The organism is Luteibacter sp. HA06 (assembly GCF_054061215.1).
Window position 1 is genome coordinate 4,756,213 of sequence record NZ_JBSSDZ010000001.1, and the last position, 16,235, is coordinate 4,772,447.

The 16,235-nt window shown below is 63.5% G+C and carries 13 protein-coding genes; 10 read left to right on the forward strand and 3 right to left on the reverse strand.

What is annotated here, in order from left to right; translation table 11 throughout:
- Nucleotides 1-19: 19 nt before the first annotated feature.
- Nucleotides 20-619, reverse strand: a complete 600-nt coding sequence (locus ACVWWJ_RS21960) for a short chain dehydrogenase (protein ID WP_456969476.1) — start codon at nt 617-619, stop codon at nt 20-22.
- A gap of 47 nt (nt 620-666) precedes the next feature.
- Here ACVWWJ_RS21960 and ACVWWJ_RS21965 point away from each other — a divergent pair, with 47 nt between their 5' ends.
- From ACVWWJ_RS21965 to ACVWWJ_RS21995, 7 genes are all read left to right on the forward strand, one after another.
- Nucleotides 667-1,593 (forward strand): AraC family transcriptional regulator, encoded by a 927-nt coding sequence (locus tag ACVWWJ_RS21965; protein ID WP_456969477.1) that lies wholly within the window; start codon nt 667-669, stop codon nt 1,591-1,593.
- Between the two features lie 254 nt (nt 1,594-1,847).
- Complete coding sequence (locus ACVWWJ_RS21970) at nt 1,848-3,215, forward strand: ABC transporter substrate-binding protein (RefSeq protein ID WP_456969478.1); 1,368 nt, start codon at nt 1,848-1,850, stop codon at nt 3,213-3,215.
- Nucleotides 3,212-4,090, forward strand: a complete 879-nt coding sequence (locus ACVWWJ_RS21975) for a carbohydrate ABC transporter permease (RefSeq protein ID WP_456969479.1) — start codon at nt 3,212-3,214, stop codon at nt 4,088-4,090. Before ACVWWJ_RS21970 ends, ACVWWJ_RS21975 begins: the two co-directional genes overlap by 4 nt.
- An 11-nt stretch (nt 4,091-4,101) precedes the next feature.
- Nucleotides 4,102-4,932 (forward strand): carbohydrate ABC transporter permease, encoded by an 831-nt coding sequence (locus ACVWWJ_RS21980; protein WP_456969480.1) that lies wholly within the window; start codon nt 4,102-4,104, stop codon nt 4,930-4,932.
- A gap of 9 nt (nt 4,933-4,941) precedes the next feature.
- Nucleotides 4,942-6,012, forward strand: a complete 1,071-nt coding sequence (locus ACVWWJ_RS21985) for an ABC transporter ATP-binding protein (RefSeq protein ID WP_159894320.1) — start codon at nt 4,942-4,944, stop codon at nt 6,010-6,012.
- 9 nt (nt 6,013-6,021) lie between these two features.
- On the forward strand, nt 6,022-7,506 hold the full coding sequence (locus ACVWWJ_RS21990) for a mannitol dehydrogenase family protein (protein ID WP_456969481.1): 1,485 nt from the start codon (nt 6,022-6,024) through the stop codon (nt 7,504-7,506).
- A gap of 84 nt (nt 7,507-7,590) precedes the next feature.
- Nucleotides 7,591-7,749 carry a hypothetical protein gene (locus tag ACVWWJ_RS21995; RefSeq protein WP_159894316.1) on the forward strand — a complete coding sequence of 53 codons (159 nt, stop codon included), beginning with the start codon at nt 7,591-7,593 and terminating at the stop codon, nt 7,747-7,749.
- Between the two features lie 556 nt (nt 7,750-8,305).
- Here ACVWWJ_RS21995 and ACVWWJ_RS22000 read toward each other — a convergent pair.
- Nucleotides 8,306-10,519: a hypothetical protein gene (locus tag ACVWWJ_RS22000; protein WP_456969482.1), complete on the reverse strand. Its 2,214-nt coding sequence runs from the start codon at nt 10,517-10,519 to the stop codon at nt 8,306-8,308.
- Between the two features lie 98 nt (nt 10,520-10,617).
- Between ACVWWJ_RS22000 and ubiA the strand changes: the two genes are divergently transcribed.
- The 3 genes from ubiA (at nt 10,618) to ACVWWJ_RS22015 (ending at nt 15,752) form a co-directional block, all read left to right on the forward strand.
- Nucleotides 10,618-11,625 carry a 4-hydroxybenzoate octaprenyltransferase gene (gene ubiA, locus ACVWWJ_RS22005; protein WP_456969483.1) on the forward strand — a complete coding sequence of 336 codons (1,008 nt, stop codon included), beginning with the start codon at nt 10,618-10,620 and terminating at the stop codon, nt 11,623-11,625.
- A gap of 138 nt (nt 11,626-11,763) precedes the next feature.
- Nucleotides 11,764-14,259 carry a TonB-dependent receptor gene (locus ACVWWJ_RS22010; protein ID WP_456969484.1) on the forward strand — a complete coding sequence of 832 codons (2,496 nt, stop codon included), beginning with the start codon at nt 11,764-11,766 and terminating at the stop codon, nt 14,257-14,259.
- Nucleotides 14,259-15,752: a CehA/McbA family metallohydrolase gene (locus tag ACVWWJ_RS22015; RefSeq protein WP_456969485.1), complete on the forward strand. Its 1,494-nt coding sequence runs from the start codon at nt 14,259-14,261 to the stop codon at nt 15,750-15,752. The genes ACVWWJ_RS22010 and ACVWWJ_RS22015 overlap by 1 nt, the downstream gene beginning before the upstream one ends.
- On the opposite strand, the gene ACVWWJ_RS22020 is transcribed toward ACVWWJ_RS22015, so the two are convergent.
- Nucleotides 15,746-16,234, reverse strand: a complete 489-nt coding sequence (locus ACVWWJ_RS22020) for a ComF family protein (RefSeq protein ID WP_456969759.1) — start codon at nt 16,232-16,234, stop codon at nt 15,746-15,748. The two genes, ACVWWJ_RS22015 and ACVWWJ_RS22020, sit on opposite strands and share 7 nt — an antisense overlap.
- Nucleotide 16,235 lies beyond the last annotated feature (1 nt).

Below are 16,235 nucleotides of genomic sequence, written 5' to 3' on the forward strand. Positions count from 1 at the left end.
TGCAGGAGCCGATTCCGATTTACCAGACCTTGTAGACCTGCCCGGTCTGCCGTCCTTCCACGGAGCGCGCGAAAGCCATTGCCGCGCGTGCTGCGCTAACTGGCTCGAAGCCTCGAAAGTACGGCGCGTACGCGTGCATCGCTTCCGTCAACACCGTCGGGCTCACGACATTGATACGGATGCCACGCGGTAGTTCGACCGCGGCCGCACGAACGAAGGCTTCAACCGCACCATTCACCGTGCTGGCGACGGCGCCCGAGAGGATCGGCTGCTCGGTAAGGATGCCGGTAATCAGCGTGAACGAGCCACCGTCCCTCAGGTGCGACGTGCCCGCCTGCACCAGCCGGATCTGGCCGAGCAGTTTGTCCTGCAGGCCTTCAACGTACTGGGCTTCGGTCAGTTCGCCGAGTGGTGCGAACGGCACCTTGCCCGCCGCACAGATGACAGCGTCGATCGTCCCCACGTTTTCGAACATGGCCTGGACACTCGCGGCATCTCGCAAGTCGACGCGTACATCACCGCTGGAACGACTCGCCCGCACGATCTCGTGCCGCTCACCCAGTTCCGCCGCGATGGCCTTGCCCAGGGTGCCATTGGCACCGACGATGAGGACCTTCATGTCTGACTCCTTGGTGATTGATAACCGGAAAGAGTACGCTCAGGCGCATGAACCGTCGTGCTGCCCTCTCGCTGCCGCCGCCCATGGCCGATACCTCGGCGCTCGGCCGTGAGCAGGATGTGCTCGGCCTGTCTGACGAGCCCTCGATCCACTACCTCGATCATGGATCACGCAGCCGCCTCATTCGTTGGCACTACCACCCTGCCTACGAGTTGCATCTGATCGTGGCGACCGAGGGTACGGCTTACGTGGGTGACTACCAGGGCCGCTTCGCTCCCTACACCCTGATGCTGACCGGCCCGAATGTGCCGCACAACTGGGTGACCGACACCAGCTGCGAGCCGGCGGCGCTTCGCGATCGCGTCATCCTGTTTTCCGAAGCCTTCGTGCGCCGCTGCATCGAGTTCTTCCCTCTGGCCCGGCACGTGAAGTCGTTGCTGCTGGAAGAAGCCCGCTATGGCATCGAATTCGCACCGGAGCTCGGAAGGGAGCTTGAGCCCTATTTCCGGCGTGTTGCCGAGAATCCCGGCCTGCGACGCATAGCCAGCTTCTTCGAAATGGTCGAGGCGCTGTCGGAAGACGCTACGCGGCGTCCGCTCAGCAGCCGCCCCTTCCAGGCGTCGGCTGATCCGAGCCAGTCGATGAAGCTGCACCGCGCGGTGACCTTCATCGACCGTCACCATGCTGGCGATGTATCGCTGAAGACGGTAGCGGATCGCCTTGGCATGTCGGAGACCGCGTTCTCGCGCTTCTTCCATCAACACACCGGCTACCGCTTCATCGACTACGTGAACCAGACACGCGTGCAACGCGCGTGCGAGAAGCTTGCCGGCTCGGCCGGGTCCATCACGGATATCTGTTACGAGGTCGGCTTCAGCAACCTATCGAACTTCAATCGTCGCTTCCTCACCCTCACCGGCATGACACCGCGTGAATATCGGATGCGACATCGGGAGCCTGCTGCGGATCTGTAATGCCGCGATGCGTCACGCATCGCCTTCCAGAAAGCCGACAACTCGCGTGCCATACGTACTTTGTTGCCATGGGTGGCGCGTGCTGCATAGCAGCAATTGGCGCAGTCTGACTGCGGATGCCAGCAACGTTCCGGTACCCGATCTGCAAGAAAGTATGCATCTTCACCCCAAAACGACGCGCCACGTATTGGTGGTCGTAGTGCCATTGAACCTATAAACGCTCATCCATTCGGTTCGCCGTAAAGGGAGGCAAGATGAGCGATTACCGGAACGGCCTTGGAAAAGGCATCGTCACCGTCCTGTTCGCCGCGTTATTCGGGGCGGCGGGTATCGCGCATGCCGACACCACGCTCACCATCGGCACAGTGAACAACGCGGACATGGTGCGCATGCAGGCACTCTCGTCCGAGTACGAGAAGACGCATCCCGGCGTGCACCTGAACTGGGTGGTGCTTGAGGAGAACACGCTCCGCCAGCGCCTGACGACGGACATCGCCACGCATGGAGGACAGTTCGATGTCGTCACCATCGGCGCGTATGAGGCACCGCTGTGGGGTGCGCAGAAGTGGCTCAAGCCCCTCGACAACCTGCCCGCCGACTACGACACCAACGACATCTTCAAGAATGTGCGCGAGCAACTAACGGTGGATAACCATCTGTACGCCGTGCCGTTCTACGCCGAAGCCAGCATTACCTACTTCCGCACGGATCTTTTCGCGAAGGCGAACCTGACCATGCCGGCCGAGCCGACCTGGGACCAGATCCGCGGTTTTGCGCAGAAGCTGCACGACCCCGACCACGGTGTGTACGGCATCTGCCTGCGCGGCAAGGCCGGCTGGGGCGAAAACATGGCGTTACTCGGCACCGTCGTCAACAGCTACGGCGGCCGCTGGTTCGACGAGCAATGGCATCCGCAGATCGATACGCCGGAGTGGCACAAGGCCGTCAACTTCTATGTCGACCTGCTGAAGAACTACGGGCCACCCGGCCCGTCCGACAACGGCTTCAATGAGAACCTTGCGCTGTTCGCCTCGGGCAAGTGCGCCATGTGGGTCGATGCGAGCGTCGGCGGCGGCACCGTCACCGATCCGAAGGAAAGCAGGGTCGTCGGTAACGTTGGTTTTGCGCGCTCGCCGCATGAAGTTACCGACCGCGGCTCTTCATGGCTGTGGGTCTGGTCACTGGCCATCCCCGACAGCACGAAGCAGCCGGACGCCGCACGCGAGTTCATCCTGTGGGCCACATCGAAGCCTTACCTGAAGATGGTCGCCGACAAATACGGCGCGCAGGCGACGCCGCCAGGTACGCGTGAGTCCACCTATGCGAACGCCGCATACATGAGCGCAGCACCCTTCGCCAAGGTCACCTACGACTCGCTGAAGGCGGTCGACCCGTCACACCCCACACTGAAGCCCGTGCCCTACAAGGGCATCCAGATCGTCTCGATCCCTGAGTTCCAGGCGGTCGCCACCCTGGTCGGCCGCGAGATAGCGGGCGCCCTCGCGGGTCGCGGCAACGTGGACGAGCTGCTACACACCGCCGACGCCGCCGTAAGCCGCACGATGAAACGTGCGGGCTATTACGACCAGAAACCCGTCATCTCCAAGGAGGCGCCGAAATGAGCGCGCGTATCCGTAAACGTCCGGAGCGGCTTCTCGCCCAGCCCGCGATCATCATGCTGCTGGTGTGGATGATCGTGCCGCTGGCGATGACGCTGTACTTCTCCACGCAGTACTACAACCTTCTCTATCCGGGAAAGAGCGCCTTCGTCGGCCTGGAGAACTTCGCGTATTTCTTCACCTACCCGAGTTTCTGGACCTCGGTACTCAACACCATCCTCCTGGTCGGCAGCGTGCTCGTTGTCACCGTGGTGGGTGGCGTGTTGGTCAGCGTATTGGTGGACGAAACCTTCCCCGGTCAGGGCATCGTGCGGATGCTGCTTATTTCCCCATTCTTCATCATGCCAACCGTCGCGGCGCTGGTGTGGAAGAACCTGCTGATGAATCCCGTCTCGGGCTTCCTCGCCTGGGTATGGAAGTTGTTCGGCGCCACCCCGGTGAACTGGTTCGCCGACTGGCCGCTGTTCTCGATCATCACGGTGGTGTCGTGGGAGTGGTTGCCCTTTGCCATCCTGATCTTCGTCACCGCGCTGCAGTCACTGGACCGCGAGCAGATGGAAGCCGCCCGCATGGACGGGGCGCGAGGCTTCGCCATCTTCCGCTACCTCACCCTGCCCCACCTTGCCCGGCCCATCGCGGTGGTCGTGATGGTCGAGGCGATCTTCCTGCTCAACATCTTCGCCGAGATCTTCGTCACGACGAACGGCGGGCCGGGGGATGCGACGACCAACGTGCCGTATCTGGTCTATACGCAGGCCTTGCTCGAGTTCGATGTCGGCGCCGCTTCGGCGGGTGGCCTGGTGGCCGTGGTGCTCGCCAACATCATGGCGGTGTTCCTCATCCGCCTGATCGGCAAGTCGCTGACAGAGAAGACATGAGGAATAACAACATGACCAGGCGCAAGCACAATCAAACCGCCCGCACGATCCGCATCATTGCTTCATGGATCGTCGCGATCATCGTCTTCTTCCCGATCCTCTGGATGCTGCTTACCAGCTTCAAATCCGAGCTCGACGCCTTCAGCATGCCGCCACATTTCTTCTTCACACCCACGCTGGAGAATTACGAGCAGATCCTCGCGCGTGCGAACTACCTGCACTACGCGTGGAACTCCGTCGTCACCGCCGGCGGCGCGACCATCCTCGGCATGATCGTCGCCGTGCCAGCCGCTTATGCGTTCGCTTACCACCCGACGCTGAAGACCAAGAACATCCTGCTGTGGATGCTCTCGACCAAGATGCTGCCGAGCGTGGGTGTGCTGGTGCCGATCTACCTGATCTGCCGCAACCTCAACATGCTCGACTCGAAGACGGCGCTGATCATCATCTTCGCCCTGATCAACCTGCCGATCATGGTCTGGATGATCTACACCTACTTCCGCGACATCCCGTACGACATTCTCGAGGCGGCACGGATGGACGGTGCCAGCACGGGCCAGACCATGTTCCGTGTGCTCATCCCGGTCAGTCGCGGCGGCCTCGCCTCCACCGCCCTGCTCTGCCTGATCCTGTCGTGGAACGAGGCCTTCTGGTCGCTCAACCTCACCACGGCCAGCGCCGCGCCTCTTACCGCGCTGGTCGCCTCGTTCTCCAGTCCCGAGGGCCTGTTCTGGGCGAAGTTGTCTGCCGTGTCGACCCTGGCTTGCGCACCGATCCTGGTGCTCGGCTGGCTGTCGCAGCGCCAGCTCGTCCGTGGCCTCACCTTCGGCGCAGTCAAATAGGAGTCACTCATGTCACGTCTGGAAATCCGTTCGCTGCGCAAGTCGTTCGAGGGTGTCGACGTCATCAAGGGCATCGACCTCGTCGTCGAGGACCGCGAGTTCTGCGTGTTCCTGGGGCCTTCCGGTTGCGGCAAGTCCACCACGCTGCGACTCATCGCCGGGCTCGAAGAAGCCGACGAAGGGCAGATCCTCCTCGACAAGGACGACATTACCGATCGCGCCGTCGACAAGCGTGACCTCGCCATGGTGTTCCAGAGCTACGCCCTGTATCCGCACATGACCGTGCGCGAGAACATGTCGTTCGCGCTGCGGTTGGCAAAGATGGACCAGCGCGCGATCGACGAGAAGGTTGGCCGCGCGACGAAGATCCTCGCCCTCGAACCTTACCTCGACCGCAAGCCCTCTGCCTTGTCGGGTGGCCAACGCCAGCGCGTGGCGATCGGCCGTGCCATCACCCGCGAGCCGCGGGTTTTCCTGTTCGACGAGCCGCTATCCAACCTCGACGCCGCGCTGCGTGCGGCGACGCGCCTGGAGATCGCACGCCTGCACCAGGAACTCAATGCGACGATGATCTACGTGACGCATGACCAGGTCGAGGCCATGACCCTGGCCGATCGCATCGCCATCTTCAATGAGGGGCGCATCGCGCAGATCGGCAAGCCGATGGAGCTCTACCACCGGCCGGTCAACAAGTTCGTCGCTGGCTTCCTCGGCATGCCGCAGATGAACTTCTTCGAGGCCACGGTCGAAGGCGGAAGCGTTCGGCTCGACAACGGCAACGTCGTGAGCATCCCTGGCACCAGCCAGTTGAGCGGGAAGGTCACCGTTGGCATTCGTCCTGAGCATCTGCGTGTATGCGACGGCGACGGAACGGGTGAGACGGTCAGCGGGAAGCTCGCGGTTGTCGAGCGCCTGGGCAGCGAGACCTATGCCTATGTCGACGTGCCACAGGTCGGCTCGATCACCGTGCGTGCCGACGGTGACTTCGAGCGGCGGGCAGGCCGCGACATCTGCATCCGCCTCGACCTGACGCACGCCCATGTGTTCGACGCCTCCGGCGCCGCCATCCATCATCCCTGAGATCGCCTCATGTCCGTCCCCCTCGGTAACGCCACGCTCGACCGCCTTCCCCAGGGCGTCGACGCCCCGACCTTCGATCGCACGAAGGTCACTGCCGGCATCGCGCATATCGGTGTCGGTGCCTTTCATCGCGCGCACCTGGCGATCTACACCAACCACGTTCTCGCTGATGACGACATGCACGAGTGGGGCATCCTCGGGATCAACCTGCTGGAGCACGATCGGACGCTGGCTGACGCACTGAAAGCGCAAGGAGGCCTCTACTCGGTCAGCGAATTCGATCCGCGCGGCGAGCGGAAGACACACGTCGTCGGCGCCATGGTCGAGTACCTGTTCGCCCCCGATGACGGTGACGCCGTGCTCAAGCGCCTTGCCGATCCCGCGATTCGCATCGTCTCGCTGACGATCACCGAGGGTGGCTACCTGATCGACGAGCACGGCACGTTTCGCCTCGACGACGAGACCGTGGCGCATGACCTGAAGCATCCCGACACCCCGAAGGGCGTATTCGGCTTCATCGTCGGTTCGCTCGATGCGCGCCGCAAGGCCGGCGTCGCACCGTTCAGCGTGATGTCCTGTGACAACCTTCGACACAACGGCTCGCAAGCGAAGAAGGCCGTGCTGGCCTTCGCCAACGCGCGATCGAAGGAGCTCGCGGACTGGATCGACAAGGAAGTGGATTTTCCCAACGGCATGGTCGATCGCATCACACCCGCAACCACGCCCGAGGTACGAGACCAGCTCAACGCGGCTACCGGGCTGGACGACAAGGCGCCGGTCGTCTGCGAAGACTTCATCCAGTGGGTGCTCGAAGACCGGTTTCGCCAGGGTCGTCCGGCCTGGGAGCGTCATGGCGTACAGATCGTCGACGATGTCTCGCCCTACGAAGACGCGAAGATCCGCCTGCTCAACGGCTCCCACCAGATGTTGTCGTACCCGGCCTTCCTCTCGGGCCATCGCCAGGTCGATGTCGCCGTGAGGGATCCGTTGTTCAACACCTACCTCACCGACTTCCTCAACGAGGACGCTGGCGTGTGGCTGAAGTCGCTACCGGGCATGGACCTCGGCCCCTACAAGAAGAAACTCCTCGACCGTTTCAGCAATGCCTCCATCGCGGACCAGCTCGACCGCCTGTGCCTGGATGGTGGCTCGAAGATCCCTGGCTTCCTCGGTCCGACGATCACGGCATGCCTGGAGAACGGCAAGGACGCGCGACGCCTGGCTTTCCTGCTCGCCGCCTTCGACCGCTATGTGCGCGTCGGCAAGGACGACAACGGCGAGACATATCCCCTGCGCGAGCCCAACGCCATGCGGCTGGTCCAGCCACTGATAGACAACGACTCGAAAGACACCCTGATCGAGAGTGTCGAACTGGTCGGGCCCCTGCCGGCGAAGGACCAGCGCTTCCGAAAGCAGTACGACATCTACGTCACATCCCTGGACAAGAAGGGCGTGCGATCGACGCTGGAAAACCTCGATACCCTCGTCGACTAAAGGGTAACGTTATCGTCGCAGGCGCTTCACTGCCTCGAACCTACGTTGGATACCTTCCCCGTAGTCGAGTGGAGTCCCCCGCCGATGCCGTACAACCCCGAAAACCCGCAACCGCCCTTCGCCGAGCCGGGCAAGAACCGCCCGGATAGCGAGATCCGCAAACCGGGCAGCTACAAGCCCGAATACGATGCGGACCCCGAACCGCCTGAGGACGATGATCCCATCGAGCCGCTCAAGCGTTGATGTGCTTCCCGGGCGCCGAAAGGCGCCCTTTTTTTCGGTTCTTCACGCACTGCCGGGGCCCGCGCGCGCGTCGTGCCGGGCATTCTGTCGCACCTCGCACATGGCTCGCCTTCGTCGTTGCGTTCTACACTTGGGCGTCGCGCGATGAGACCTTGGTGTCCACCCTCGCTGCTCAGACAGGCCCTCCGCGTTCGAAAAGGAAGGCCGCTACCGCGGCTCATGTACTTATTGGCCTACGGCCGCTCCACTTGTCCGGAACTCGCCTCGAGGGTGGACACCAAGGTCTCTCACGACGATACGGTCAGTGGGAAGGAGAGCCAACAGCCAAAGCGGCGTTGCTTCGTCGGCTCGACCCGCACGAACCTCAGGGTTCGGAAGAGTCTTCGGTGCCCACCCTCGAGGCGAGTTCCCGACAAGTGGAGCGGCCGTAGGCCAGATGGATACATGGGCCGCGCAGCGGCCTTTCCGGTACGAAACGCGAAGGGGTGTCTGAGCAGCGAGGGTGGGCACCGAAGTCTCTGCGCCTCGCTAGCCAGGTACCGAAGGCTCTGCGCCGCTAACCCCCCGCCCGCTGTTGCCACGCGTACGCAACCAGTTGCCAGGGTCGGAACATGAAGCTCAGGCGGTGGTTGCCGGCGGGTACGCAGACCGCGCGGAACATACCGTTGGCGCGATGCACCGTGATCGGCGCGCCGTCGAGTTCCGCTTCCCATCCGGGATAGTCCAGTTCGCCAGCCACCACCCACCCCGCCTCGGTCGATCGGGTGAGCAAGTCCACCCGCGTATGCGCGGCGGAGCCGACATCGATGGCCACGGTGCCACCGCATGAAAAAGAGTCCGCTCGCCCCGCCACGAAATCGGCGTTGTCGCGCGGCGTCAACCACAGCGTGGACGCGAAGTCGGTGGCCGCGAACGCAGTGACATCCGGCCATTCGTCCACGTTGAGCGAGTGCGACCGGGTCGGGTTGAGGAAGCGCGGGTAGGCGCTTTCGCTGCGCCAGAGGTCCACGTCGGCTGCGGCCTGGACCCTTCGGTACTGCGGCGGCGGCGCATACGGCGCCATGTCGGTACGGTGCCCGACCACCATGTAGCGGACACCGAGCAGATCGTCCAGGCGATGCGTCGGATCGGCGTTGTACGGCGCACTGACCGCCGGCGCGTTGCTGCTTTCCCGCGGCCCGTACCAGCGCTCATACAACGCGTAGCGCAACGGGTTGTAGCCCTGTGTCGACGCGATACCCGCCACCATGCCGGTGTTGTCCCAGATCGTGTGCGTATTCGTCGTCGTGATCCGGTCGGCGATTCCTTCGTGACCTGATGCCAGTTGTTTCGCCAGAAACAGAACGGCAGGATGCTGTGCGAAGCGCGCGGCGCCGTTGCCCGTCTCGTTGAAGGTGCCGTTCAGATTGAAACTACGATAGTCCGCGACGACGACGGCCAGCAGCCAGACGGCCGCACGCCAATCGCTACCCGTCTTGCGCAAGCGCCATAGCGCGACCAAGGCAACCGCGACGCAGACGAAGGCGCTCCCGTGATGCATCGACGCGGCGATAAGCGCCAGCCAGCCGGTGGCGACGACCAGGATGACGGTGAGCTCGCGGCGCGACTGCAGGTTGATCCGACTGGCGGCGATACCGCTGGCGAAGGCAAGCGCGAAGTTCAGCACATAGGCTGCGTCGGCGGGTCGCCGGAAGTGGACGAGCCCGGGCATCCAGGTGTAAAGCCAGCCATACAGGGGTGTGTGGGTGCCGAGCATGTAGAGGCTGGCCACGACCGCCGTGACTCCGAAGAACGCCAGCGCCCGACGCTGGCTGCCGTCCGCCCAGGCACGCCGCAGCGCAAACATGCCGAGAAGCGGCAGGACGCCGATGTAGAGAAAACCCTCCACGACGTCGACGGGCGAATGCGCCATGTCACGTTGTGCATTGAACGCATTGGGATGGAGAAGGAAGGCGAACGTGCGCAGATCCAGCGAGCCGACCGTCGCCAGCGAGAGTGGCATCTCGGTGCGGTTCGACAGGCTCATGGCGGCCCAGCTGAAAGCCAGCTGCGGAAGACCGACGGCGAGCGCGACGATCATGGCCGCCGTCATGCCGGCGACCAGCGCCCTGTGCCGCGCCGCGGTATCCGCTGACCACTGGCGTACGATCGCCACGACGGCATAGCCCACGATCATCAGGACGAAAAGGTAGGTAACCTGCGTGAGCTGCGTCACCATCGCGCCGGCAGCGAGGCCAAGGAGCGCTCCACGCGCGATGGATGGCCCGGCTAGCAAATAGCGCAGCGCCAGCAGGACGACCGGCACGTACGCATACGCGATGACGCAGGGTGTGTGTTCCAGACGCGAGGCCGCCACGCCACCGGCCATGAAGACCGTCGCACCAATGAGGCAGCCGAGCGCATTGGCCCCGTGCCTGCGTAGCAGATCGAGCATGGCCGCCCCACCCAGCAGCAGGTGCAACAGCACGCCCCAGCAGAACCAGACGGCACCCGGCTCCTCGCGCAACAGCATCCACGCCATCAGCAGGGGCGAGAACAGCATGCTTTGCGGATCGCCGATCTGGGCATAGCCCCCGTAGATATACGAGTTCCACCACGGCCACTGGCCGGTGCGCAAGGTGTGCGCGTTGAAGTACACCGTGGGGTAGAACTGGTCGATGGCATCCCAGGGCAGCACGCGACCCAGGAACAGCACATTGAAGTTCAGCAACACCCAGATGATGCACAGAGCCAGAAGCAAGCGGCGGTACGAAATGGTCTGGGGGATCAAGGCGTCGCCGCGTTTTTCGAAAGAAGGCGGCGGCAGTGTATAAGATCCTGCGACCGACTCCCCTGTGGCACGGTGTGCCTACCGGATAGACTTCGCCCATGAGTCCCCCTTCGAAGAAGCCCGCTCCTCGGCGCACGGCGGCGCCATCGGCGCGCAAGGTCGCCCCGCCCAAACCGGTGGCACGGCCGGCCGACGCCTCGACCACGGCCGAGCGCGTCCTCGCCTTCCTGCTCAAGGGCCTGCCGCCCGAGCGTCGCGAGAAGATCCACGCCTACCTCGTACTCACCCGCATGGACCGGCCCATCGGCGCGCTGCTGCTGCTCTGGCCGACCTGGTGGGCGCTATGGCTCGCGGCGAAGGACTTCCCGCCCATCGGCCCCCTGGTCATCTTTACCCTGGGCGTGTTCGCCATGCGCTCGGCCGGGTGCGCGATCAACGACTATGCGGACCGCAAACTCGATCCCCAGGTGGCACGCACGGCGGGGCGGCCTATCGCCAGTGGGCGGGTGACGCCTCGCGAGGCGCTTTATGTTTTCGCAGGGTTACTGGTGTTCTCGTTCCTGCTGGTCCTGCTCACGAACCGGCTGACCATCCTGCTGTCCTTCGGTGGCGCGGCGCTGGCCGCCATCTATCCGTTCTGCAAGCGCTACACCAACCTGCCGCAGGTGGTGCTCGGTGCCGCGTTCGGCTGGTCCATCCCGATGGCCTTCGCCGCGGTGACCAACAGCGTGCCGCCGGTCGCCTGGCTGCTCTTCATCGGTAACATCCTGTGGTCGGTGATCTACGACACCGAATACGCCATGGTCGACCGCGAGGAAGACATCAAGGCTGGCGCAAAGTCCACCGCCATTCTCTTTGCCGACGCCGACCTGGTCATCATCGGCATCCTGATGGGCACCTTCCTGGTCACCATGCTGCTGGTCGGCACGCGCTCGGCCCTGGGCTGGCCGTACTGGCTCGGGCTCGCCGCCACCGCGGGGCTGTTCGCGTACCAGCAGTGGATGATGCGCGACCGCGCCCGCGATGCCTGCCTGCACGCCTTCCGGCACAACAACTGGGTGGGCCTGGCGCTGTGGCTGGGCATCGTGATAGCTCTGGCCTTGTGATCCTCGTCACGCTGCGAGCTTTTCGCCTCGATTTATCACGATTGAAACCGCACGGTCATACGAGGTGCGTCGATCCGTCATGACTGACGCATAAGTTCCTACGGGTTGCGTTGCCCCTTCCCCGGAGCTTTACCCGTCATGCGTATCAAGCCACTCCACCGCGCCATCCGCGCGGTGCTAGCCACTGCTTTGCTCGTTTCCACCGTCACGGTCGCTTACGCCGACGACACGCCGCCGCAGAAGAAAACGACCGACCTGGACAACGTCGTGGTCACCGCCCGCTCGGGCGTCGAGACCCGCACCAAGGCGCAGACCAGCTACTCCATCACCACGATCGACGAAGATCGCCTACGCATGCAGGCACCGACCAGCGTCACCGAGGCGGTGAAGTCGGTTCCCGGCTTCTGGGTGGAGTCGTCCGGCGGCGAGGCCTCGGGCAACATCCGTGCGCGAGGCATCCCGGTGGATGGTTACGGTTCGGTCACCCTGCTCGAAGACGGCATCCCCGTGCAGCATGACCCGGCTCTTGGCTACCTCAACGCGGACCAGGTCTTTCGCCTTGACGAAACCATCGAGCGCGTCGAAGTGGTCCGCGGTGGCCCCTCGTCGATTTTCTATTCGAATGCGCCGGCGGGTGCGATCAACTTCATCCCGCGCCAGGCCGGCGATACGCCCGAGGGCCTGATCAAATACACGGTCGGCAACTATTCGTTGAACCGGCTGGATTTCTGGTACGGCACGCCGATCGGCGGAGGCTGGAAACTGGGCGTCGGCGGCTTCTGGCGCGTGGACGATGGCCAGCGTAATCCGGGTTACCGGGCGAACGACGGTGGGCAGCTCCGCGCCACGCTGTCGAAGAAACTCGAGAACGGTGACATCAGCTTCGACGTGAAGCATATGGACGACAAGGTGGCGCTGTACCTGGGCATCCCCATGCGCACGAACGGTGACGGCGACATCCGTGCCGTGCCCGGCTTCAACGGGAACTACGGCACGCTGGCCGGCCCGGAGACCGAGCACCTGCAGATGCGCGAAGGCGATGGCAGCCTCTACAACTTTGATAACAGCGAAGGCACGCACGTCAAGCGAACGCAGGTCTCGTTCAAGTTCAACCACGACCTCGGTGACGACTGGAAGCTTGCCGAGTCCATGCGTTACAACACGACGGATACGCAGCGCAACGGCGTATTCCCCAATGCCCTGCAAAGCGCGGCATCTTTCATCACGCAGGACAGCAAGCGGCTGTCGTTGATTCCCGGCGCAACCGCGCTGCAGTTCCGCTACGCCGGCATCCCCTCGCAGGTCTACGACACCGCCAACCAGAACGGTAACGGCCTGGTCCTTACCGATGGTTTGCGTGGCGTGACCATGCCGGTGAACGAATTCATCAACGATACGCGCGTACTGCGCCAGTTCGAGTTCGGCGAGCAGACGCACGATGTCACCTTCGGCTACTACCACGCCAACTTCCAGCAGGATTTCGATCGCTATTCGTCCACGGTGCTGACCGATGTGCGCGACAACGCGCGCCTGCTCGACCTGGTCGGGGTGGACGCGAACGGCAATGTCGTCGGCTCGCTGACGGATCACGGCGTGTACCGCTACGGGTACGAGTGGGAGCACGCCAGCGGCAAGTCGAATACCAACGCTGCCTATGTTTCGGATGAGTGGACGATCACCCCGGAACTGCGCATCGATGGCGGCCTCCGCTACGAGCGGGTGAATGTGCAGGGCTATACCGAAGGCAAGCAGACGGTCGACCTCGGCGGCTCGCCGGCGGCCGCCACCGTGCTCACGGGCAACGGCCAGTTCACCCACTACGACCAGACCTTCAGCAAGACCGGCTGGACGCTCGGCGCCAACTGGCAGTTCTCGCCACGCCAGGGCCTTTTTGCGCGTTGGACGTCCGCGTTCCGCCTGCCCAACCTGAGCACCTATATCACCAGCCCGACGGCAACGCCGTTGCTGCAGACGATGGACCTGGCCGAAGCGGGCTGGAAGTACAGCGACCGCTTCATGGACCTGTACGCCACCGCGTTCTACACCAAGTACGACAACGTCAGCTTCACCAACAACGTTTTCGATCGCAATGGAAACACGTCCGTCCCACAGACCGGCTTCGCCAGCACCAAGACCTACGGCCTCGAACTCGAGGGCACGCTGTATCCGACGAAGTGGTTCGACGTGCAGTTCAACGCGACCCTGCAGGATCCGAAGTACAAGGGCCTGTCTTACACGGACAACGTCAACAACGGTCCGGTACTGCGCGACTACGATGACAACCAGCTGATTCGCGTACCGAAGATGAGCTATCGCATCGTCCCCGGCGTGAACCTCATGGAAGGTCGCCTGCGCCTGCAGATGTCGTACGAACATGAAGGCAAGCGCTTCGTCGATACCGCCAACTCGGTGATTCTGCCTTCCTACCATGTGGTCGGTGCCAGCGCCCGCTTCGATGCAACGCCCGAACTGTCGTTCTACCTCTACGCCGACAACATCTTCAATTCGCTCGGCCTGACCGAAGGCAACCCGCGGGCCGGTGAGCTGGCGAGCTCCGATGCCGGGGCCAACACCTTCATCGCACGCCCGTTGCTCGGTCGCTCGTTCCGCGCCGCCGTGATGTACCGCTTCTGATGCGAGTCCTTGTCGCCCTGATGCTCGCCTGCTTCGCCGCCACCGTGGCGGCGGAGCGAGCGCCTGACCTCGTCCTGCGCGGCGCGTTGTCGGGTAAGGACCAGCACACTTATCGCGAAGTACCCTTCGACGTACCGGCAGGAACGACGCGGATCACGATCGATGTCGACTACACCGGCCGCGAAGAGAAGACGACGATCGATCTTGGCTTGCTGGGTCCGACAGGCTTCAGCGGACAGGATGGCTTCCGTGGCTGGAGCGGCGGCAGCAAACGCCGGTTCACGGTGTCGGCCACCGATGCGACGGCGTCGTTTCTTCCGGGAGCCATCGAGCCCGGCAAGTGGCGGTTGCTGCTCGGTATCCCCAATATTCGCCCCACCTCGACCGCCGGATTCACCGCGAAGGTATGGCTTTCGCACGACGATGAGGGATTCGGTCCGGAGCATGGATTGTCGGCGCCGCTGAGCCCGGAGCCCCGCTGGTATCGCGGCGACCTGCATATGCATACCGCTCACAGCGACGGGGGTTGTCTCAATGCATCCGGCACGAAGAAAGTGCCCTGCCCATTCTTTCTTACCGTCGCTTCCGCTGCGAAGCGCGGCCTCGACTTCATCGCCATTTCCGAACACAACACGATGTCGCAAGTGTCGGAGATGCGTGAGCTGCAACCGTACTTCGACACGATGCTGATGATTCCGGCGCGGGAAATCACCACCTTCGAAGGCCATGCGAACCTGTTCGGTGTTTCGCGACCGCTCGACTTCCGCCTGGGCAGCGCCAGCGTGCCTGACTGGAACACCTTGCTCGCCGAGGTGGCGAAGGCGCACGGCGTGATCTCGGTCAATCACCCGAGGCGGCCGAACGACGAATCCTGCATGGGGTGTGGATTCACGCCGCACGACGCCGTGGACATGCGTGGTTTTCAGGCCATCGAGGCGATCAACGGTGGTGACGCCAGCCGGACCGATAGCGGTATTCCGTTCTGGGAGTTACAGTTGAACGCCGGACTGCGAGTGACTGCCATCGGCGGCAGCGACAGTCACGACGGCAGTGATGCGCCGAGAGATACGTTTGCCGGGCGCATCGGTTCGCCGACAACCGTGGTGTACGCACGCGAGCTCTCCATGGAAGGTATCCTCGATGGCATTCGTGCGGGGCACGTGTTTATTGACACTGAAGGCACGCGTGACAGGTCACTGGAGATTCGCGCTTCGGTAGGCTCGAAGACAGCCGGAATGGGTGACGCACTCGGTGTTGCAAGCGGAGTGTCCCTCCATGTCGTCGCGGACACGGCGGTAGTCGTCGGACAACGCCTGAGCGTCACGGACAACGGCAAGCCGGTGAAGCTCTCAACGAGCGACGTCATTCCATCCAACGGCGAAGTGGGCTTCGACTGGACGAGCGACGGCCTTGCGCACTGGCTACGTGTGGACGTGCGCTCACCCGAAGGGAAGCTGCTGATACTTGGCAATCCCGTCTACATCAATCACTGACGGGCGCCAGACGATGGCGTGCGTGCAAGCGCCCAGATATCCACGCGCTCGACGCCCGCAGCAAGAAGCGCCTTCGTGCACTCAATCAGGGTTGCACCCGTCGTCATCACATCGTCGACGATCGCAACGTGCTTCTGCGGCGGCACACGACGTACAGCGAACGCGCCACGCACGTTGCCCAGACGCGCCGCCGCATCGAGCTCGGACTGCGCCTCGGTGCGGCGCGCGCGATAGAGAACGTCGTGGGCGACCGGAACGCGATAGCGCCTGCCCAGCGGCCGCGCCAGCTCGAGGGCCTGGTTGTAGCCGCGCGAGCGCAGGCGCGTCAGGTGAAGTGGCACGGGAAGAATGAGTTCGGGCGTGGTCGGCGGCGGACCTGCATCCATCCAGGCGTCCGCAAGCACGCGCCCGGCCGCCAGGCTGCCACCAAACTTGAAGCGCGCTTCGAGCGCATCGAGCGGCCAGCCGTATTCGTAGGGCACC